This is a genomic window from Streptomyces sp. NPDC021749 (assembly GCF_040640655.1).
GTDB lineage: Bacteria > Actinomycetota > Actinomycetes > Streptomycetales > Streptomycetaceae > Streptomyces.
In genome coordinates, this window is record NZ_JBFACE010000030.1 from 20,791 (window position 1) to 38,834 (window position 18,044).

Sequence of the window (18,044 nt, forward strand, 5' to 3'; positions counted from 1 at the left end):
GCAGCGCCAGTACGGCCAGTCCCCTTCGCCGTCCGATGCGAGGCTCATCGGATGCTGGTGCGTGCAGGTCGTGGCTGATCGGGGCGAAGACGTCCTCTGGCTCCGGTCGCACTGATGACTCCTCTCTGCGTGCTTCTGTCAGGGCTGCTCACGGCTTGCACGGGGAGCGGGTCAGACGGGAAACCATACGGTCACGACCGCGAGGACGAATGACAGCACCGCCGCCGCACAGCACCCGATGGCGAGCAGGCTGACCAGATACAGCACGGGTCCCCATACCTTCGGGCGCGACCGGGCCGGGACCCCTGCACTCACGGGAGCCGTGCTTGATCCAATGCGCACGATCACCACCGTCATCGCGGCCGCGGCCACGATCCCGAAGATGGCGAGCAGGTCCAGCGCCACACGGAACACCAGCGGCTGGATGTAGCTGCCGTCCGGCTTGCGCTGCACAGTGAGGGGCTGGTCATGGTCGGCCGGTGCGTCAACGAGCTGTGCCGTGTGGTCGGTCCCTCGGCCGTCCGCCGCGACGAACGTGCCCGTGCAGGTGAGCGACGTGACACGGCCCGAGCGAACGGCGTGGCAATGCTCGGCGGAAAACGTACCGGGCGTCCCGGACAGGCCGGTCGTGTAGCGCAAGTCGTTCAGAGGTATGCGCAGCAGCAGGCCCGCCAGGGCGATGACGCCGAGTACGAGGAGCGCGCCGATCGCAGTGCGCGCGGTGCCCTTACCGGCTTGCTGCCGTGCGGCACCCGACCGCACCGCTTTCGCGTGCCGCCCCATGGCCCTGCCCCCCGTGTGCCACACCTGCCTGCTCGCCTCGTGCGCGCACCGCAGCGCTCACAGCAGACCGGAAGCTGTGAGCACCGCACGCGCTTCCTGCCCGTCGATTCGGTCCGCCAACTCCTGTAGTACCTGCGTACCGTGGCGCAGCGTCCCACTCGCCAGCGAGCGGCGGGCGCCGGCGTCGAGCAGGTGCCAGATCAGCGGATTGGCTTCCAGGACGCGAGGGTCCAGTTCCAGCCACTTCCCGTGCGTATCCCGCAGCACGAGGTGCGCAGCGATGCCGCCGTACCGCCGCACGGAGACCAGCGCGTCGGTACGCACCCGGCGTTCACGCACGAGGCCGTGTACCGCCAGCCACCCTTCGCCCGCGGCCACGCGCGACGGCAGGAAGACGGCGAGGACGCCGATCCCGAGCACGGCCCAGAGCATGGCGCGGGGCAGCGTGAGGCTGCCTTCGCCCCCGTCGAGCACCATGAGCAGTCCGACGAACGCCAGGGAGTACTGCAGGGCGCGTCGCACATCCGCACGCCAGTGGCGGTCGACGGCTGTGTCCGGCCGTCCGGCGTGCGACGCCGCGGCGGGAGCGGTTCGCCGTACCATTCCGCCGACACTAGGCAGGATGCGCGTGGGCGCCGGCTCTCCTGATGACTCCTTGATGTCGTGTCGCTTGTCTTTATCGCATCCTTGACGCGGAGTCGCTGTGTGTGTTCAGCCGACGTGGACGCGGGGGCGGCGCTCGCGGTCGGGTTCGGCCTCGCGCAGGACCTCTCGGGTGACGGGGGCGACCTCGCCCTGGCCGAAGAGGAAGAAGCGCAGGAACTGGGCGAAGGGATTGCCTTCGGTCCACTCGAAGTAGATGTGCGGCCGGGCTCCGGTGACGTCCCGTACGTGCAGCAGCAGGGCGGCGAGCGCATTGGAGATGGTGGAGCTTTCCAGGCACAGCACGCGGTAGCGGCCGTGCAGCACCTCGCCGCGGACCCGCAGCTCGCTCTCGAATTCAGAGGGGTCGCCGAGGGTGACCTCGACGAAGATGAAGTCCTCGGACGCCGGGAGGTCGTTGTCGGTGCGGATCTGCTGGAGCTTGTCGCGGTACTCGGCCACGTCCCGCTGGTCGGGCTCGTTGGCGATGAAGCGGACCTTGCGGTGGGCGATGTCGCGGATGAACCGTTCCGCCATCTCGTCGAGCGCGACGTCGGTCACCCGCAGTTCGAAGGCGCGGGCGAGGCGGGAGAGGAGCGAGACGAGGATGATGCCGGCGATGAAACAGGCACCGATCTTCACTCCGTCCGGCCGCTCGATGACGTTCACCACGGTGGTGTAGAGGAAGACCAGGGAGATCGCCGCGAAGCCGATCGTCCAGCCGCGCTGACGGGCGCGGTGTGCGGCGATGGTCACGGCGACGGCGGCGGAGCTGATGAGAACCAGGACGCCGGTCGCGTAGGCACCGCCCTGGGCGTCGACGTCGGCGTTGAAGAGCCAGGTCACCAGGAACGCGACGAGAGTGAAGACCAGCACCATCGGGCGGACCGCGCGCGCCCAGTGCGGCGCCATGCCGTACCGGGGCAGATACTGCGGCATGAGGTTGAGCAGTCCGGCCATGGCGGAGGCGCCGGCGAACCAGAGGATGGCGATGGTGGAGATGTCGTAGACGGAGCCGAAGGCGGAGCCCAGGTACTCGTGGGCCAGGTAGGCGAGGGCACGGCCGTTGGCCTCCCCGCCCGGCTTGAATGCACCCTCCGGGATGAGCAGGGTCGTGATGAAGCTGGTGAGGATCAGGAAAGCGCTCATGATCACGGCTGCGGTGGTGAGCAGCTTTTTCGTTCCGCGGATCCGGCCCGTAGGACGCTCTTCGGTGTCCTCCGGGGCGCCCTCGACGTGCGGCATGACGGCGACGCCGGTTTCGAAGCCGGACAGGCCCAGCGCCAGCTTCGGGAAGACCAGCAGAGCCACGCCGACCATGGCGACGGCGTTGCCGTGCTCGATGGTGAGGGCATGGGACCAGTCGGTGACCACATGCGGGGCGGTGGCCACATGCCACAGGCCGACGACGACCACCACCACGTTGAGGCCGAGATAGAGGCCCACGAGGGCGACCGCCACCCCGATCGCCTCCAGGAAGCCCTTGAGGAAGACCGCGCCGAGCAGGGCGACCAGGACCAGGGTGACGATCATCTGCTGGTTGTGCAGGACGCTGTTGACGTGGGGGTTTTCCACCAGGTGGGTGGCGGCGTCGGCCGCGGAGAGGGTGATGGTGATCAGGAAGTCGGTGGCGGCGAAGCCGAGCAGGGTCAGGACGAACAGCTTGCCCTTCCAGAACGACAGCAGCCGCTCCAGCATCGCGATCGAGCCCTGGCCGTGCGGGCTCTCCTTCGCCACCCGCCGGTAGACCGGGAGCGCGCCGGCGAGGGTCACGATGACCAGGACGATGGTGGCGATCGGCGACAGCAGGCCGGCGGCGAGGGCGGCAATACCGGGCTGATAGCCGAGGGTGGAGAAGTAGTCCACACCCGTCAGACACATCACCCGCCACCACCGCTGCCCCTTGTGGGCGGCCTGTGGGCCGGCATGCGGACCGGGATGGCGCTTGGCCATATCGGTCAGGCCTTCCAACATCCACGCACGCAGCCGATGCCGTACTGAGGCCCCGGACGAAGAATCCGCAGGGGCGGAGGCGGCCATCGTGTGCTCCTGTCGTACCACGAAAAGATCCAGCCATCGACGCGATGGCCGCGTCAGGCTACACAACACCCGCGGCGTTTTCGCCACGGTGTTCGGCGATGCGACACCCTGTGTCCCCGGAACGGCGGTCAGTAAGCCGGGACACGGTGGAGCAGAGAAGGAAACGGCGGGAGCGGGCCGGCGGTCCTATGGACGGGCTTGGCTTCAGGGTTTGATGGCCGAGGTGCGCAGCATCAGATGGCACGGGTGCTCCTCGCCGTTGCGGAGGAAGGTGATCCGAATACGGATCTCACATGCCTTGGCCGCCAGGGCGGGCTGTGCGGAGATGCTGCCGTCGGTGTGTGTGCCGTCGTCGGCGGCTCCGTAGGCGCCACCCCAGTCGAAGTACTCGTTGCCGACGTCGTCCATGGCCTCAAGGGCGAGGAGCACGGGAGTGCGGTCGGCGGCGCCCGGCAGGGGTGGGGCGATCGTGTAGTGAAGGGTGAAGGAATCGTCCCGCCGTTTCAGGGCGTGGACGGACAGCTCGTGGGCGCCGTCGAGGATCCTCACCGAGGCGAGGGGGGTGCGGTGCGGCTTCATGGCGGCTCCTGGCTTTCGGTGGTGTTCAGGCGGTGAGACCGGCGACGCGGCGCGCCGGCTGTCCGGTGAAGTAGTGGACGTACTCGTGCTCCAGACGGAAGCCGGCGGTCCAGGCGAGGAGCCGACTGGCACGGTTGTCGCGGGAGCAGGTCCAACTCGGGGTGTGGCCGCGAGCGACGATGTCCTGGCACAGGGCGGTGACGCAGGCCAGGGCGAGGCGCTGGCGGCGGAGTTCGGGGATGGTCACGCAGGCGACATCCTCGTACGTGGTGCCACCGAAGTAGGTACAGGCTACGGCGAGCGCGCGGTCCTTGGCGAAGGCCGCCCAGCCGAGTCCGGAGGCGGCGAGACCGGCAGATCCTCCCCAACTGGCGTCTCGATCACGGAAGCTCCTTGTGGCGGTCGTGGGGTGGTCCGAGCAGGGCGGCCCTGGCGGAGCCGCCCTGCTCGGCGGTCAGCTCTGGCCGGCTTTGCTGCCGTGGTTGGCCTTCTTCTTGCGGGCGCGCTCGGACATGGGCGTACGGGCCTTTCGCTCTGGGGTGGTTGTTGGGGGCGCTCGTCAGGCGGTGGCGTTCTTCAGACGCTGTGGCCGACGAGCCGGTCGGCGAGTTTGTTGAGGCGCTTGACGGTGCGTTCCTCCGTCGCGGCCGGGGCGGGCTCGACGCGTTGGTCGCGGTCGTAGTAGGCGCCGTTGACGATCTCGGTGGCCGGGTCGCAGAGGCGTACGACATGGGCGGCGCCCTCGGCCGCCGATTCACCGCTGTTCGCGTAGAGCGACAGCAGGTCCGTCTCGCAGACACCCGGGTGGACGGAGACGGCCGTCACCCGCGGGTCGGCGGCGAAGACGGTGAGCGCGAGCTGCGACTGTGCGTAGGCCGCGAGCCGGGAGTAGCGGCGGGCGCGCTGCGGGTCGCTCCACTGGATGGAGGCGGTGCGGTGCAGCGAGGAGGACACGTTGACGACGCGGCCGCCCGGGTCGGTGGTGAGGGCGGGCTCCAGGAGGCAGGTCAGCAGGTAGTGGGCGAGGAAGTTGACTTGGAAGGCGATCTCGTTGCCGTCGGCGGTGACGGTGTGGCGTTCGGGGGCGGCTGTGGCGGCGTTGTTGACCAGGACGTCCAGGCGGGGGTGCTCGGTGATGACGCGCCGTGCCATGGCCTCGACCTCCTCCAGGTGGGTGAAGTCCGCGGTGAACCCGCACAGTTGGGCCCCGTCGATGCCCGCGGCGGCGATCAGCTTGTCGGTCGTGGCCTGGGCTTCTTCGGCGGTGCGGCCGTGTACGAGGACGGTGGCCCCGCGCTCGGCGAGCTGGCGGGCGGTTTCGAAGCCGATGCCGGAGGTGGCTCCGGTCACCAGGACGGTACGGGAGGAAAGGTCGGAAGCGGGCATGATTCATTCCAGGAAGAGAGAAAAGGGGCGGGCGTAGCACGCGGCTCCGTCAGAGGGTGAGGCGTGCGGGTGCAAAAGGGGGCGCCGGATCAGATCACGGCGCCCCGCAGGGATGCAGGAGAGGTCTCAGCTCACAGCCGAGGTCTCCGGACAGCGCGGCGCACGACACTGACCCACCGACCGTGACATGGCACGGCTTCGCCATGACGGCGGGCGGTCGAGAAGGAGCCAGGCGCTGTTCACATCACCTATCAAATGCCGTGCCGCATCCGGCTTCAAGAGAACCGCGCAGCTCTTGACGCACCCCTGATGAGCTGTGGTTTCGACGGGTGGCGAGCGCAAATCGACTGACATGACGGTCAGGGAGCGGGGAACGCCCGGTCATCGACTCGCTACCGCGACAGCCACCAACGTCAGGGAGAGCAGCATGACCAAGACGCCCCCGGTGATGAACAAGCGGTCCGGACCCGGGCGTTCCAGGTCGGGAAGGATGACGGTGCGCGGCTCGTCGGGATCGTAGAGGACGAGCACGTGGTCGCCATCGTTGAGCGGACGTCGGCGGGTCGGGGCCACGGGGCAGACGACTTCCCTCACACGGTCGTCGGCCGTGACGAACTGGAGCAGCGGGCGCGGCGCGGCCGGCTCGTCGGAAACGTTCCCCGGAGGACGCTTGACCAGGGCCTCAACCCGTACGCCGGTCCGCCTCACGTGCCGGGCCTGACGCAGGCCGTACGCACCTGCCAGCATGGCGAGCAGGCCGCCGAACGCGGCAATCCCCGCCAGCACGACCATGGCCCCTGCGTCCACGTCTATCCGATCTCCGAGGTGACCACGACTACGCCCGCCCGTCGTATGTGAGCCCAGCGGGCTCCTCCGCGGCGGCGGCACGCAAGGAAAGGACCATGGTCAGCCCGCCTCCGGGGGTGTCCTCGGGGGTGAGCGTGCCGCCCATCGCCTCGGCCAGGCCCCGGGAGAGCGCGAGCCCCAGCCCGAGGCCGGTCGTGTTGTCGTTGTCGCCCAGGCGCTGGAAGGGTACGAAGATCCGGTCGCGGTCTTCCGGGCGGAGCCCTGGCCCCCGGTCGATGACCCGCAGTTCGACTCGCGAGCCCAGGGTGCTGGCACTGATGAGCACCCGTCGCTGTGGGGGCGAGTGGCGGACCGCGTTGGTCACCAGGTTGGCGATGACCCGCTCCAGCAGCGGCGGATCCGCGAGGACGTCGCAGATCTCCGTCAGCCCCTGGGAGTCGACCGGCACCGCTGTAGCGGGCAGGGTGTCCAGTGCCAGGGGGAGGACGTCCGCGAACGCGGTGGGCTGAAGGTGCAACGTCAACGCGCCGGCCCGGAGCCTGCTCATGTCGAGGAGGTTGTCCACCAGGCGGTTGAGCTTGACGAGCGCCTCGTCGGCCGTCGCCAGCAGCTCGTCCCGTTCCGCCGCGGAGAAGTCCACGTCCGTGCTGCGCAGCGAGCTGATGGCGGCCCGTCCGGCGGCCAGTGGCGTCCGCAGGTCGTGGCTGACCGCGGCCAGCAGCGCGGTACGCATCCGGTCCGCCGCCTTCACCGGTTCGACCTCGGCAGCGGCTTCCGCGAGGCGGGCATGGTCCAGTGCGGCGGCGAGATGTGCGGCGAAGGCGGTCAGCACCCGGTGCTCGGAGGCGGGAAGGCTGCGGCCTCGTAGGACGAGCACGCGGTCCGGCCCGGCGGGCACCTTCACGAGTCCGTCATGGCCCTCCAGCACTTCGGTTTCCTGATCCGAGCGCGGGACGAGTTCGGCCGACTCCATGCCGAAGGTCTCACGGGTGCGCTCCAGGAGCATCGACACCGCTTGGTCGCCCCGGAGGATGTTCCCGGCCATGGAGGACAGCGTCTCGGCTTCTGCGGTGGCGCTCGCCGCTCGCCGCGCCAGACGCAACGACCGGTCGACGAGCGCGGCGACCGTGACGGCAACCACCACGAACACCGCAAGGGCGAGCGCGTTGTTGGGTTCGGTGATGGTGAACTGGCCGCTCGGCGGGATGAAGTAGTAGTTCAGCAGGAGAGAGGCGGTGAGGGAGGCGAGCAGCGCGGAGACCACACCGCCGAGGCAGGCCACGCCGATGACGGCGACCAGGAAGAGCAGGGCCTCGCTGGTCAGGTTGAGCGAGCCGCGGGTGTTGGCGAGAACGGCGGTCAGGAGGAGGGGGAGGGCGAAGCCGGCCAGCGGTCCCGCGACGCGGCGTGCGTGCGGTAGCTGACGGCCGGGTGCGGACAGCCGGCGTCCGCGGCCGGCTCCTTCGTGGGTGACCATGTGCACGTCGATGTCGCCGGAGAGCTCGACGGTGTCCTCGCCGATACCGCGCGGGGCCAGCAGACGGGAGAGCCAGCTGCGGCGACTCGTACCCAGGACGAGCTGGGTGGCGTTCTCGGCGCGAGCGAAGTCCAGCAAGGCGGTGGGCACATGGTCGCCGACGACCGAGTGGTAGCTGCCGCCGAGGCTCTCCACCAGTGCGCGTTGTTTCGCGAGGGCGGCGGGGGAGGCGTCGGCGAGGCCGTCACTGCGGGCGACATGGACGGCCAGCAGGTCGCCGCCGGACGAGCGGTCCGCGATCCGTTCGGCCCGGCGGATCAGCGTTTCGCCCTCCGGGCCGCCGGTGAGCGCGACCACGACGCGTTCGCGGGTCTCCCAGACCGTGCCGATGCCATGCTCGGAACGGTACTTCTGCAGGGTTTCGTCCACCCGGCCGGCGACCCACAGCAGCGCCAGCTCCCGAAGGGCCGTCAGGTTGCCGACGCGGAAGTAGTGGGCGAGCGCGGCGTCCACCTTCTCCGGTTGGTAGATGTTGCCGTGTGCCATACGGCGGCGCAGCGCCTCGGCGGGCATGTCGACGAGCTCGATCTGGTGGGCGCGGCGGACGACCTCGTCGGGGACGGTCTCGCGCTGCGGGACGCCGGTGATCTTCTCCACGACGTCGTTCAGCGACTCCAGATGCTGGACGTTGACGGTGGTGACGACGTCGATCCCCGCGGCGAGCAGCTCGTCGATGTCCTGCCAGCGCTTGGCGTTACGTCCGCCGGGAACATTGGTGTGCGGCAGCTCGTCGACGAGTGCGACCTCGGGGTGGCGGGCGAGGACACCGTCGAGATCCAACTCGCTGAAGGTGCCTCCCCGGTACTCGCGGTGCGTCCGGGGGAGTAGCTCCAGTCCTTCGAGCATCTCCTCGGTGTGCGGCCGGGCGTGGCACTCGGCGTACGCGACCACCACATCGGTGCCGCGCCGGGCCCGGCGACGCCCCTCGTCCAGCATCCGGTAGGTCTTGCCGACACCGGGCGCTGCCCCGAGGAAAACCTTGAGCTTCCCTGGCCGTACGCCCACGCCTGGCGTATCGGCTGCGACAACCCTCGGCGCCACCGAAAGCCCCTCCCTTACCGGTCTTGCACAGTCCCACGTCGCCTGCGCTGCGCGGAGGACGGACCTCGGGCGGCCGAGCGGCATAGGTGGTGTTCCATGGTCACATCAGCCCGGCAAGATCGTGGTTGAGCTCGACGATGTTGACGTTTTCCTGACCCAGGAACCCCAGGACGCGGCCTTGGACGTGCTCGGCGACCAGCTTGCGGACCCGGGCCGGAGCCAGCCGGCGAGCCTTCGCCACCCGGTTGACCTGCTCGTACGCGTACGCCACCGCACTCTTCACACACATCGCCGACGCAGACGAGCAGTGGGGCGACAGCCCGGCCTGGACCGCCGCCATCTATGCCTCTGCCCTGGCACACCAGCCCACCGACGACAAGGATTCGAAGCTCCCGCAGCGCGTCACCTGGAAGACGGCCCTGGAGCAGGCGGAAGAGGCTCTGGCGAAGGCCCTCGCGGAGGCGCAGGCGAAGTGAGCGTCCTGACCCTGCGGCTGGCCGGGCCGCTGCAGTCCTGGGCAGTGAGCAGCCGGCACAACATCCGGACCACACTGCCCTACCCCAAGATCGGGGGCGCGCCGCTCTACGCGAACTCCCTTGAAAGGACCATGGCGGGCATGGGTCTGTAACCGTACCTCCACTACCCGCGGGGGCACTCCACATGGGGCGCCCCCGCATCCGTAGGAGTATTCGTTCGCGTAGACACCGCCAACCACTTTGGGAAAATGACAGCATGACTACCAAACAGGCGCAGAGGGACGCAGCCGCCTTACGTGACGCCGTCCGACGCATCTTCGGGATTCTCCCCGTCCTCCTCATCTTCGCCTTGACCGCCTGCTCCTCCCAAAACCGCGCCATCAGCCCCAAAGAGGTACGCAGACTTGCAGGAAGCACTCAGGCCGAAGAGTCCCGCCACAAGGCAGAGAAGCGGCTGCGGTCCATCGCAGAGGCCTATGACCAGGAGACCCCCCTCACCCTGGCCCTGGTCGCCGTGGACGACATCTGCTCAGGTGGACAAGCCAAACAGTGGTTCTTTCAGGACGGAAAAGACCAGTACAAGATCCGCTGTGCCCTTCGCGTCACTGCCTACTACGGCGCCGACCCCCACCGCATCGGAGACACTCTGCACGGCGTCTTCGCCGCCGGTGACCACCACTCCTCCCACGGCACGGCCGGGGAGACCATCCCGTTCAGTCATGACTCCTACCGCAGGCGCCTCGTCGACTACTACCGCGGCCACGGTCCAAACCCGTCGGGCCCGGACGCGCAGGAGCCGGCCCAGGTCTTCACCCCTTCGCAAACCCTTTCGTGGGACACCGTACGCAGCAGCAAGAAGCGCCTGCTGCAAGAGCTGGCTCCCTGCATGAAGAGTGATCCGCCGGTCACACGGTGCCTGCACGAACCGGCGCAGAAGACGGTGGCCGAGATACGCAGGCGGTACGGAATGGTGTTCAAACTGGAATTCCCGGTAGTTGACTACTATCAGGTTTCCAAAAAGGGTGAAGTGCTTATAAGTTAGAGAGTCCTTTGCGTGAACTCCCTGCCCTCGGTTCGGCCACTGTCACATGGTGCCTCGCCTTCCGCCAGTCACATTCCCGAGATCCGCTTGCTCACCCACTCCCCATAACGATGGTCGGATGGTTTCATGAAGGAGACTGAAGCGCTGCGGGCTCTCCAGCGCGACCTCTTGGGGTGAGCCGCGCGGCGACACGCGGCAACCGCATGGTGATCACCGCATATCGTCCCCTTGGCTTCCCTGCGCTGATCTCCGACGCTGTCACGTACTTGGCGGCGTGAAAGGTGATAGAAGAGGTCGTCCTTGCCCCGGTAGTGCCACTAGCAGCACTGTAAGAAGCCGTCTTTCCGACAGTAACGACCGGAGCCTTGCCCTGCTTCTGGAGCGGCCCTGTAGCCTTCTCTCGCTTCGGTACTGACGAGTGTGGCCGGTCCGCAGGTGCTTCTGGCGACGACGAACAGCCGGCTACAAACGTCGTCATGCCTAACGCTGCTATGACGAACGCTGCTATGACGAACGCAGTGGCGTGGCGAAATGGGCGCATGGCGTCCCCCAGACTCCAGCGGACCCCCTGCCCGCGATGGAGCGCTCTGTACGGCATGCGGCTCCACGGAGGTTGTTTGTTCTGGGTGCCTCACTGACCCTCGCGGAAATCTTGCCGACGGGGAGCAGCGCACCGACCGCCGAGCCGAGCCAGCATCGTCCGGTGGCAGGAATGGCATGAAGGCGCGGTCCCTGCTGCCCAGCCATGGGAATGGATGACTTCGATGCTTGGAAGGGGGCGGGGGAGCCGAAGTGCGGCTTCGGCTCCCTCCGTGAGGTGAGCGGGGCGACGGCTGATGCTCAGGTATGCATGCGGGCGTCTGTATCGAACAGTTCGCGTTCGCGCGGGTGGAGGAGATGTTGAGTAATGAACGACCGGCCCGCGACCTTCCACAGGCCCCGGCCCTTGGTGAGGGCGGACACGGCCTGGGTCTCCACGCCGGTGAGCCCCAGCAGGGCAGCGGCGGAGGTGAGTTGGTCGGCTTCCTGGCGGTAGATGATGCGGGTCGAGCAGTCGGTGAGCAGGCCCTCCGCCAGCGCCCGGCCGCGGGAGCCGGCATCTCCTGCGGTCAGCAAATCGCTGAGGCGGTGGATCACCATGAGGTTGGCGATGCCAAGACCCCGTGAGAGCTTCCACTGGCTCTGCATGCGTTCCAGGAGGGCGACGTGCCGCATGACGCGCCATGCCTCGTCGTAGATCACCCAGCGCCGTCCGCTGGTGGCGACCATCGTGGACGACCAGGTACGAGCGGCAGGAGGCTTGATCCCTTCGGCGTTGAAGGTCCTGGCGATGCTGTAGGCCGATTCCCCCGACATGAAGTCCTGGAAGATCCGGACGACAACGTCGGTCTCCTCCGGGACAAGCTGCCCTTTGCGCTCGCCCTTGCGGACCCAGCCGTAGGCGATGGTGCCAGGATGTTTGGGGGCGTAGGCCGCCAGGTGGTCGTGGAGGTTGCGGGTGACTTGGCCGCCGCGGGCGTGGGCGGGGACCTCGAAGTCCTCCCAGACAGTGGTGGTTGCTGCTGTGGGCGCGGTGTGGGCTCCTGGTGCTCGGTGGCTCCCGATACCGGGCACTTCCGTCGAACTCAGGGGTTTGGTGGTGCCGTGGATCCGCTGTACGATCCGCGGCTGCCCGTGTGGATACTGATCACCATGCGCATTGACTTTGATCCCGCTGCCTTGTCCCGCAACGATTTCTACCGGCTGCTGACCGCCACCGTGGTGCCGCGGCCGATCGCCTGGGTGTCGACCACCTCGGCGGACGGGGTGCACAACCTCGCCCCGCACTCTTTCTTCAACATCGCCAGCGTTGCGCCGCCCGTTGTGCAGTTCAGTTCGGTGGGGCGTAAGGACACTCTCCTCAACATCGAGGCGACCGGACAATTCGTGGTGAATTTCGCCTCCGAGGAGCTTTTCGAGCAGATCAATGACACCGCGACCGATTTCCCGCACGGTGTGAGTGAATTCGAGGCGGCCGGGGTCGAGTCCGAGCCGAGTCTGCGGGTCAAGCCGCTGCGGGTGGCGGCCTCGCCGGTGGCGCTGGAGTGCGAGGTGCACTCGACCGTGGGGATCGGGGATTCCGTCATCGTTTTCGGGCGGGTGGTGCATGCGGTCGTGTCGCAGGACGTGTTGGTCGACGGTCACCCGGAGATTTCCCGGTTGAAGCCGCTGGCGCGGCTGGGCCGGGACGAGTGGGGGACGGTCGGTGAGGTGCGGGAGCTGTCCCGTATTCGGCACGCGGACTGGCGGGGGCCGGCCAGCGACCGCTGAGGCTGATTCCGGGCGCGTTCCCCGTGAGCCACTTCCCGGTCACCGCGGTGTTCGGGAGTCTGTGTGGGATGACGGATACGACTGACGTGGCTGACACGACGGACGTGGTGGACGTGACGGATGTGGCTGACATGGCGGATGTGACGGATGCGAGCGAGTTGCGTGGCGTAGCTGAGGTGACCGATGCGGTCGGTTGCGGAGCGGGCGGGGCCGGGTTACGGCGGCGGGCTGTGGTGCGGGCGGTGGCGGCTGCGGCGGTCGCCGGGTCGGTGGTGACGGCGGCGGTGTACGGGGCGGGGACCGCGTACGCCGACGACGGCGGGCCGGGGCTGCAGGTGATGACCTTCAACCTGCGCTATGCCTCGGACACCCGGCCGCACTCCTGGGCCGAGCGCCGCCCTGTGATGCGGGCCCTCCTGCGCCGGGAGGGCCCGCATCTGCTCGGCACCCAGGAGGGGCTCTACGGGCAGCTGCGCGACATCGCGGAGGACCTGGGGCCGCGCTACGCCTGGCTGGGCACCGGGCGGGCCGGCGGCAGCAAGGACGAATTCGCGGCGATTTTTTACCGGGTGGGGCGGCTCGCTCCGCTTGAGTACGACCATTTCTGGCTGTCCGATACCCCCTATCTGATCGGTTCGGCGACCTGGGGGAACACGGTCATCCGGATGGTGACCTGGGTGCGTTTCCGTGATCTGCGGACGGGGACTGAGTTCTGTGCACTCAATACGCATCTGGATCATGCGCATCAATACGCGCGGGAGCGGTCCGCGGCACTGATCACCGAAAGGCTGGACGGACTGGACCCCGCACTGCCCCGGATCGTCACCGGCGATTTCAATGTGGCGGCGCACGGGAATCCCGTGTACGACGCGATGCTGCACGGCGGGGCGCTCGTGGACAGCTGGGACACCGCCGAGGAGCGGAGCGCGCAGTACGGCACCTTCCACGGATACCGGCCGCTGGTGCTGGACGGGGACCGGATCGACTGGATCCTCACTTCGCCGGGCGTACGGACGCGCCGCGCGACGATCAACACCTATTCCTCGCACGGGCAGTTTCCGAGCGATCACCTACCGGTACAGGCCGTTGTCGAGTGGGGAGGGTGAGCCGGGCCGGTCTGCCGGTGGATGGGTTCGGCCGGGGCTGGGGTCAGTGGTGGGTGGGCTGACGGGTCGCGGAGCCGCGGATCTGTAGGCCGTCGAGAAGCTCCTGGGTCGCTGCCGCCACCGCGTCCACCGCGTGGTCGAAGACCTCGCGGTTGTGGGCGGCCGGGGCACGGAAGCCGGAGATCTTGCGGACGTACTGCAGGGCCGCGGCCCTGATGTCCTCGTCGGTGACCTCGGGGGTGAGGGGCGGGCGGAGCGTCTTGATGCTGCGGCACATGAGTTCAGTGTGCGGGGTTCTGGCGAGGGAGTCATCTGACCTGGTGGGGTGCGTCCGATCCGGTGGCGTCTGCTCGATCCGGGGGCTACCTGATCTGGTGGGCCCGCCCGATTCTGGTGGGGGTGCGCCTGGGCCCGGAGCGGTCCGACTGGGCCTGGTGGGGTCTGCCTGAGCCTGGTGGGGCCGCCCGGCCCCGATGGGGCTGTCCGTGCCGCCTACCCCTTGAGGCCCGTCATGCGCAGGGTGATGTTGAGGCGGCCGCCGGCCAGCCCGGTGGCGGGGTCGCCGGTGCCCGGTCGTACCTTGGGGACGCCGTGGTACGCGAAGCGGGACGGCCCGCCGAAGACGAAGAGATCGCCGGAGCTCAGCTCGATGTCGGTGTACGGCTTGGTGCGCGTCTCGGTATTGCCGAAGCGGAAGATGCAGCGGTCGCCGATGCTGAGGGACACCACGGGTGCGTCCGAGCGCTCGTCCTTGTCCTGATGCATGCCCATCTTCGCCTGACCGTCGTAGAAGTTGATCAGTGCGGTGTCGGGGGTGTAGCTGAGGGGCGTGCGGATGGAGGGCGGGCAGGTGTCGGGTGTGGCGGCGTGGGGCGGGTATGTGTGCGTGGCTGCGGTGGGGGCCCGGTCCCGGTCCCGGTATGCCGCGACTATGGCTGTGCGGCCCAACTCGACGAGCCAGGAGGGGAGTTCGGCGACCCGGGCGCCGTTCACGTCGTCGGCGGTACGGGTATAGGCGTACGGCTGCCAGTGCCAGCCGAGGCACACGGTCTGGACGGACATCACGCCGCCGTTCGGAAGCTTGGTGTGCCGGATCGGCACGGGACCGCGCGCCCACCCCCGGCAGGCGACGACCAAGGCCTGTTGCTGCGCCAGGGACAACCAGCCGGGGATGTGCACGGCGCCGGGGGCGATCTCCCGGCGGCTGCTCGTCGTCCTGCTGCCGGCCTGCTCTCCGGGGGCCGGCTCGATTCCCGCAGCTTTCGGCCGCCCTGTGGGGACACCGACGTTTTCGAAGCCGGGGAGCGGAGTGCTCATCTGTTTCCGCCTGCCTGCGATCCTGCCTGTTTGTGCCCCCTTATTGGCCGAATCGGCGTGGGTCTGGATCATTGTGGGTCTGTGCGTGCTGATCTCCCACGCCGCTTCTGATCTCCTACGCCGCTTCCACCACCATGACGTCCGCGTCCTCCGACCGTACCGCCAGCGTCCAGACCTCCAGCAGCGCGGCGTACTCCGCCATGTCCTGCGCCGTCCATGCCAGGCCGTGCCGAGCGCGTACGAACCGCCGAATCGATTCGTTCGCCTCGGAGGCAGGAACGGGCGCACCCTTATGGGCAGAAGGAGTTGGGGACATATGGGTAATGCTAGGGGCAGGCACTGACAACGCCTTCCTGCTTGCGGTGCGCTCCGGCCCACCTGGCGCGATCCGGCCCCTGCCTCTGCCGCCACCTCGACTCGCTGACCAGCGAGGACCGAAGGCCCCGAGCACGCACTTCGCTGGCTGCATGTGTCCATTCCCACACGCTCCGCGTCCGGAGGGGGTGAGGCTGGTGAGGGGGCGGTGAGGCAGGTGAGGCTGAGGGGAGAGGTGGGGTGGGGGTGGGTTGGGGGAGAGGGAGGGCGAGAGGAAGCGGGGTTGGGGGAGGGGTCAGTCGAGGAAGAGGCAGAAGGGGTGTCCTGCCGGGTCGTACAGCACCCGCACGTCGTCATGGGGCTGGTAGGTGGCCCGGTCCGCGCCGAGTGCGACCGCGTACCGCTCGGCCTCGTCGAGGTCGTCGACCCGGATATCGAGATGCAGCATCTTCTGTTGCTTTCCGGGCAGTTCGGGCCACACCGGTGGTCGATAGCCCGGTTCGGACTGCAACGAGAGACCGGTGCCGCCGTCGGGGCACCGCAGCAGCACCCAGTCCGGTTCGCTGGCGGTGACGTCCCATCCCAGCAGTCGTCCGTAGAAGCCGGCCAGCTGGTGGGCGTCCGGGCAGTCCAGGGCGATCGTCGCGATCGAGAAGCGAGGTTTCCTGGTCACCTTCCGCTACCCCTTCCTTGCTGGTCTGGTCAGGGCTTTCGTCGGCTCCGGCGGGGTCTTTGGTTGATTGCTGGGACTCCCCTGATCGGGTGATGCCCCGATGTCGTGCTGTGGCGATTTTCGGGTGGCCAGTTGCCCGTCGGGGGCGTATGCGCGGCACATCATGCTCTCTTGCGGACCGCGATTGTCAGTGGTGGCCCGTACGGTGGAAGCCGTAACTATCCGAGCTGCTGGCGCTTCTCGGACCTGCCCCGCTCCGGTGACAGCGCACCGGAGCGGGGCCCCTACATGCCGTGATGGCACCGTTCCTTCTGGCGCGGCATAGCGCCTTTTCCTGAGGCGCGCTCGGCAGGCCTGAGTAACGATGGAAGGGCCAAGCCGTATCGGGAGGCCGCCATGGATTACCCGGAACGCTATGAGCTGGTGTTTCAAGCCCCTGCCGTAGAGGACGACGTGGTGGTCGTCCACCGCACCGAGCGAGCCGGAGCGGGCGGCTATCCAATCTACGAGGACGAGTCGGGGATCGTACGCGCCGAGATCAGCGACCGGGGCGAGGTCCGCATGCTGGCCAGCGGCGGACATCAGGCACCCCGTACGCCACTCCTCGCGCGCCCCCTGGAGAGCCGCTGACGCCGCTCCGGCCGCGCTTGCGCTCGTTGGCCCGTAGCGGCCTCCGGGCGCACCTCTCTGTGATCGAGCGGATACGTCACGCGAGGCGAGAAGGGGAGAGAAGGGGAGGAAGAAGAGCGGGAGAGGGGAGGAGAGGAGGGGAGGGGGTGGGGTGGGCGCCCGGATCGGCGGGAGAGCGGTCAGAGGCCGCGGAGGTGGCGATGCCGCTGGGGGGGCTGGTCCTCGTCCGGGGACTGGCCGTCCTCGGGGGGCTGGCCGGAATCCGAGGCATCGGGCTCGACATCCGGAAGGGCGCGGTCCGACTCGGCAGCGTGGCCGTCCTCGGGGAGCGGTTCGCCGGCGTGTCCTTGGAGTACGGCCATGGCGCGTTCGAGCGTTTCCCCGGTGATCTGCATCCGGATCCTGGCCAGTCGTTCTAACTCGGTACGCGACACCACGTCAGAGTACCCGTCGCCACTTCAAACCTCGGCGCAGCCCAAGAATTCGTGGAGAAAGGGGAGTTGACGGGTGATGTGCGCGTGGGTGCTGGGGCCCGCCGGCGAGTTCGCTCGATCTTCATGCAGTGCATTCGGCATGCCATGGCCGTACGTCAGGGCGCTCAGCGACCGGTCGGCTACACGGTCGAAGGGGCGAGTGCGTGGGCGACGGCTGCTTCGGCGTGCAGACGGGTGGTGGGGAAGACGGGGACCGGGCTGTGCTCGGCGCCGATGAGCAACTCGATCTCGGTACAGCCCAACACGATGCCTTCGGCGCCGGCCGCGACCAGATCGTTGATGACTGCCGTGAAGGCGGCCCGGGACTCCTCGCGGACGATGCCGAGGCACAGCTCGTCGTAGATCACCGTGTGCACGGTGCCGCGCCCGGCCGTGTCCGGGACGAGCACGTCGAGCCCATGGCGTGTGAGGCGGCCGCGGTAGAAGTCCTGCTCCATGGTGAAGGCGGTGCCCAGGAGGCCGACGCGGTGTAGTCCGTGGGCGCGGACGGCCTCTGCCGTGGTGTCGGCGAGGTGCAGGAGCGGGACGGAGGTCGCGGCGGCCACCTGATCGGCGACCTTGTGCATGGTGTTGGTGCAGATCAGCAGCAGGTCCGCGCCGGCCGCTTCCAGTGCTTTGGCCGCTTCGGCGAGTATTTCGCCGGCCTCTTCCCAGCGGCCTTCAACCTGCAGTCGTTCGATCTCGGCGAAGTCCACGGAATAGAGCACGCACTTGGACGAGTGCAGGCCGCCCAGGCGCTCGCGGGTGAGCTCGTTGAGCAGCCGGTAGTACTCCGCCGTGGACTCCCAGCTCATCCCGCCGAGCAGTCCGATTGTTCGCATTTCCATGGGATCACTGTGGCACAGGTGTGCCGGAGGTGATCTCCG

The 18,044-nt window shown here is 68.3% G+C and carries 20 protein-coding genes and 3 pseudogenes; 6 read left to right on the forward strand and 17 right to left on the reverse strand.

Annotated features, from left to right (window positions below; genetic code table 11):
• Nucleotides 1–171: 171 nt before the first annotated feature.
• The 9 genes and pseudogenes from AB0G35_RS26045 to AB0G35_RS26085 all read right to left on the reverse strand — a co-directional run bounded on the left by AB0G35_RS26045 (nt 172) and on the right by AB0G35_RS26085 (nt 9,155).
• Nucleotides 172–783: a hypothetical protein gene (locus AB0G35_RS26045; protein ID WP_360954160.1), complete on the reverse strand. Its 612-nt coding sequence runs from the start codon at nt 781–783 to the stop codon at nt 172–174.
• Nucleotides 784–840: 57 nt separating this feature from the next.
• Nucleotides 841–1,386 (reverse strand): hypothetical protein, encoded by a 546-nt coding sequence (locus tag AB0G35_RS26050; RefSeq protein ID WP_360954163.1) that lies wholly within the window; start codon nt 1,384–1,386, stop codon nt 841–843.
• A gap of 108 nt (nt 1,387–1,494) precedes the next feature.
• Entirely contained in the window at nt 1,495–3,465 is a 1,971-nt protein-coding gene (locus AB0G35_RS26055) for an amino acid transporter (protein WP_360954166.1), read from the reverse strand.
• Between the two features lie 204 nt (nt 3,466–3,669).
• Nucleotides 3,670–4,044 (reverse strand): hypothetical protein, encoded by a 375-nt coding sequence (locus AB0G35_RS26060; RefSeq protein WP_360954169.1) that lies wholly within the window; start codon nt 4,042–4,044, stop codon nt 3,670–3,672.
• 25 nt (nt 4,045–4,069) lie between these two features.
• Nucleotides 4,070–4,417 (reverse strand): annotated as a pseudogene (locus AB0G35_RS26065) (GNAT family N-acetyltransferase); the annotation flags it as partial.
• 203 nt (nt 4,418–4,620) lie between these two features.
• Nucleotides 4,621–5,430, reverse strand: coding sequence for an SDR family NAD(P)-dependent oxidoreductase (locus AB0G35_RS26070; RefSeq protein ID WP_360954172.1), 810 nt, complete (start codon nt 5,428–5,430; stop codon nt 4,621–4,623).
• 381 nt (nt 5,431–5,811) lie between these two features.
• Nucleotides 5,812–6,222 (reverse strand): DUF3592 domain-containing protein, encoded by a 411-nt coding sequence (locus AB0G35_RS26075; protein WP_360954175.1) that lies wholly within the window; start codon nt 6,220–6,222, stop codon nt 5,812–5,814.
• 43 nt (nt 6,223–6,265) lie between these two features.
• The gene (locus AB0G35_RS26080; protein ID WP_360954178.1) at nt 6,266–8,779 is read right to left on the reverse strand and encodes an ATP-binding protein; all 2,514 of its coding nucleotides are present in this window, start codon (nt 8,777–8,779) and stop codon (nt 6,266–6,268) included.
• A 136-nt stretch (nt 8,780–8,915) separates the two neighbouring features.
• Entirely contained in the window at nt 8,916–9,155 is a 240-nt protein-coding gene (locus AB0G35_RS26085; protein WP_360954181.1) for a potassium-transporting ATPase subunit C, read from the reverse strand.
• Between AB0G35_RS26085 and AB0G35_RS26090 the strand changes: the two genes are divergently transcribed.
• The 3 genes from AB0G35_RS26090 (at nt 9,061) to AB0G35_RS26100 (ending at nt 10,333) form a co-directional block, all read left to right on the forward strand.
• Nucleotides 9,061–9,291, forward strand: a complete 231-nt coding sequence (locus tag AB0G35_RS26090) for a hypothetical protein (RefSeq protein WP_360954393.1) — start codon at nt 9,061–9,063, stop codon at nt 9,289–9,291. The genes AB0G35_RS26085 and AB0G35_RS26090 overlap by 95 nt on opposite strands.
• Complete coding sequence (locus AB0G35_RS26095; RefSeq protein ID WP_360954184.1) at nt 9,288–9,443, forward strand: hypothetical protein; 156 nt, start codon at nt 9,288–9,290, stop codon at nt 9,441–9,443. The genes AB0G35_RS26090 and AB0G35_RS26095 overlap by 4 nt, the downstream gene beginning before the upstream one ends.
• A gap of 104 nt (nt 9,444–9,547) precedes the next feature.
• Nucleotides 9,548–10,333: a hypothetical protein gene (locus AB0G35_RS26100; protein ID WP_360954187.1), complete on the forward strand. Its 786-nt coding sequence runs from the start codon at nt 9,548–9,550 to the stop codon at nt 10,331–10,333.
• 840 nt (nt 10,334–11,173) lie between these two features.
• On the opposite strand, the pseudogene AB0G35_RS26105 reads toward AB0G35_RS26100, so the two are convergent.
• Together AB0G35_RS26105 and AB0G35_RS26110 are read right to left on the reverse strand one after the other, a co-directional pair.
• A pseudogene (locus tag AB0G35_RS26105) lies at nt 11,174–11,587 on the reverse strand (ATP-binding protein); the annotation flags it as partial.
• A gap of 18 nt (nt 11,588–11,605) precedes the next feature.
• A pseudogene (locus tag AB0G35_RS26110) lies at nt 11,606–12,145 on the reverse strand (recombinase family protein); the annotation flags it as partial.
• Between AB0G35_RS26110 and AB0G35_RS26115 the strand changes: the two are divergent.
• Both AB0G35_RS26115 and AB0G35_RS26120 read left to right on the forward strand, forming a co-directional pair.
• A complete protein-coding gene (locus AB0G35_RS26115) occupies nt 12,026–12,643 on the forward strand; it encodes a flavin reductase family protein (RefSeq protein WP_360954190.1) in 618 nt (205 codons plus the stop codon). The pseudogene AB0G35_RS26110 and the gene AB0G35_RS26115 sit on opposite strands and share 120 nt — an antisense overlap.
• Before the next feature lie 23 nt (nt 12,644–12,666).
• Nucleotides 12,667–13,749, forward strand: coding sequence for an endonuclease/exonuclease/phosphatase family protein (locus AB0G35_RS26120; protein ID WP_360954193.1), 1,083 nt, complete (start codon nt 12,667–12,669; stop codon nt 13,747–13,749).
• Nucleotides 13,750–13,792: 43 nt separating this feature from the next.
• Here the strand turns inward: AB0G35_RS26120 and AB0G35_RS26125 are convergent, their stop codons facing one another.
• The 4 genes from AB0G35_RS26125 to AB0G35_RS26140 form a co-directional block, all read right to left on the reverse strand.
• Entirely contained in the window at nt 13,793–14,026 is a 234-nt protein-coding gene (locus AB0G35_RS26125; protein ID WP_360954196.1) for a DUF2277 domain-containing protein, read from the reverse strand.
• A 215-nt stretch (nt 14,027–14,241) separates the two neighbouring features.
• Nucleotides 14,242–15,066: an alpha-ketoglutarate-dependent dioxygenase AlkB gene (locus tag AB0G35_RS26130; protein WP_360954199.1), complete on the reverse strand. Its 825-nt coding sequence runs from the start codon at nt 15,064–15,066 to the stop codon at nt 14,242–14,244.
• 115 nt (nt 15,067–15,181) lie between these two features.
• A complete protein-coding gene (locus AB0G35_RS26135) occupies nt 15,182–15,382 on the reverse strand; it encodes a hypothetical protein (protein ID WP_360954202.1) in 201 nt (66 codons plus the stop codon).
• A gap of 294 nt (nt 15,383–15,676) precedes the next feature.
• Nucleotides 15,677–16,054, reverse strand: coding sequence for a VOC family protein (locus AB0G35_RS26140; RefSeq protein WP_360954205.1), 378 nt, complete (start codon nt 16,052–16,054; stop codon nt 15,677–15,679).
• 396 nt (nt 16,055–16,450) lie between these two features.
• On the opposite strand from AB0G35_RS26140, the gene AB0G35_RS26145 reads away from it, so the two are divergent.
• Nucleotides 16,451–16,684: a DUF6296 family protein gene (locus tag AB0G35_RS26145; protein WP_360954208.1), complete on the forward strand. Its 234-nt coding sequence runs from the start codon at nt 16,451–16,453 to the stop codon at nt 16,682–16,684.
• Nucleotides 16,685–16,863: 179 nt separating this feature from the next.
• Here the strand turns inward: AB0G35_RS26145 and AB0G35_RS26150 are convergent, their stop codons facing one another.
• Both AB0G35_RS26150 and AB0G35_RS26155 read right to left on the reverse strand, forming a co-directional pair.
• Nucleotides 16,864–17,079: a hypothetical protein gene (locus AB0G35_RS26150; RefSeq protein WP_360954211.1), complete on the reverse strand. Its 216-nt coding sequence runs from the start codon at nt 17,077–17,079 to the stop codon at nt 16,864–16,866.
• 218 nt (nt 17,080–17,297) lie between these two features.
• Entirely contained in the window at nt 17,298–17,999 is a 702-nt protein-coding gene (locus AB0G35_RS26155; RefSeq protein ID WP_360954373.1) for an aspartate/glutamate racemase family protein, read from the reverse strand.
• Between the last annotated feature and the right edge of the window lie 45 nt (nt 18,000–18,044).

Coding starts and splice junctions, on each gene's coding strand:
- AB0G35_RS26085 (WP_360954181.1), bottom strand. CDS start 9,155: ATGGCGGCGGTCCAGGCCGGGCTGTCGCCCCACTGCTCGTCTGCGTCG.
- AB0G35_RS26115 (WP_360954190.1), top strand. CDS start 12,026: ATGCGCATTGACTTTGATCCCGCTGCCTTGTCCCGCAACGATTTCTAC.
- AB0G35_RS26100 (WP_360954187.1), top strand. CDS start 9,548: ATGACTACCAAACAGGCGCAGAGGGACGCAGCCGCCTTACGTGACGCC.
- AB0G35_RS26145 (WP_360954208.1), top strand. CDS start 16,451: ATGGATTACCCGGAACGCTATGAGCTGGTGTTTCAAGCCCCTGCCGTA.
- AB0G35_RS26130 (WP_360954199.1), bottom strand. CDS start 15,066: ATGAGCACTCCGCTCCCCGGCTTCGAAAACGTCGGTGTCCCCACAGGG.
- AB0G35_RS26055 (WP_360954166.1), bottom strand. CDS start 3,465: ATGGCCGCCTCCGCCCCTGCGGATTCTTCGTCCGGGGCCTCAGTACGG.
- AB0G35_RS26155 (WP_360954373.1), bottom strand. CDS start 17,999: ATGCGAACAATCGGACTGCTCGGCGGGATGAGCTGGGAGTCCACGGCG.
- AB0G35_RS26050 (WP_360954163.1), bottom strand. CDS start 1,386: ATGGTACGGCGAACCGCTCCCGCCGCGGCGTCGCACGCCGGACGGCCG.
- AB0G35_RS26075 (WP_360954175.1), bottom strand. CDS start 6,222: ATGGTCGTGCTGGCGGGGATTGCCGCGTTCGGCGGCCTGCTCGCCATG.
- AB0G35_RS26150 (WP_360954211.1), bottom strand. CDS start 17,079: ATGCAGATCACCGGGGAAACGCTCGAACGCGCCATGGCCGTACTCCAA.
- AB0G35_RS26045 (WP_360954160.1), bottom strand. CDS start 783: ATGGGGCGGCACGCGAAAGCGGTGCGGTCGGGTGCCGCACGGCAGCAA.
- AB0G35_RS26060 (WP_360954169.1), bottom strand. CDS start 4,044: ATGAAGCCGCACCGCACCCCCCTCGCCTCGGTGAGGATCCTCGACGGC.
- AB0G35_RS26070 (WP_360954172.1), bottom strand. CDS start 5,430: ATGCCCGCTTCCGACCTTTCCTCCCGTACCGTCCTGGTGACCGGAGCC.
- AB0G35_RS26125 (WP_360954196.1), bottom strand. CDS start 14,026: ATGTGCCGCAGCATCAAGACGCTCCGCCCGCCCCTCACCCCCGAGGTC.
- AB0G35_RS26135 (WP_360954202.1), bottom strand. CDS start 15,382: ATGTCCCCAACTCCTTCTGCCCATAAGGGTGCGCCCGTTCCTGCCTCC.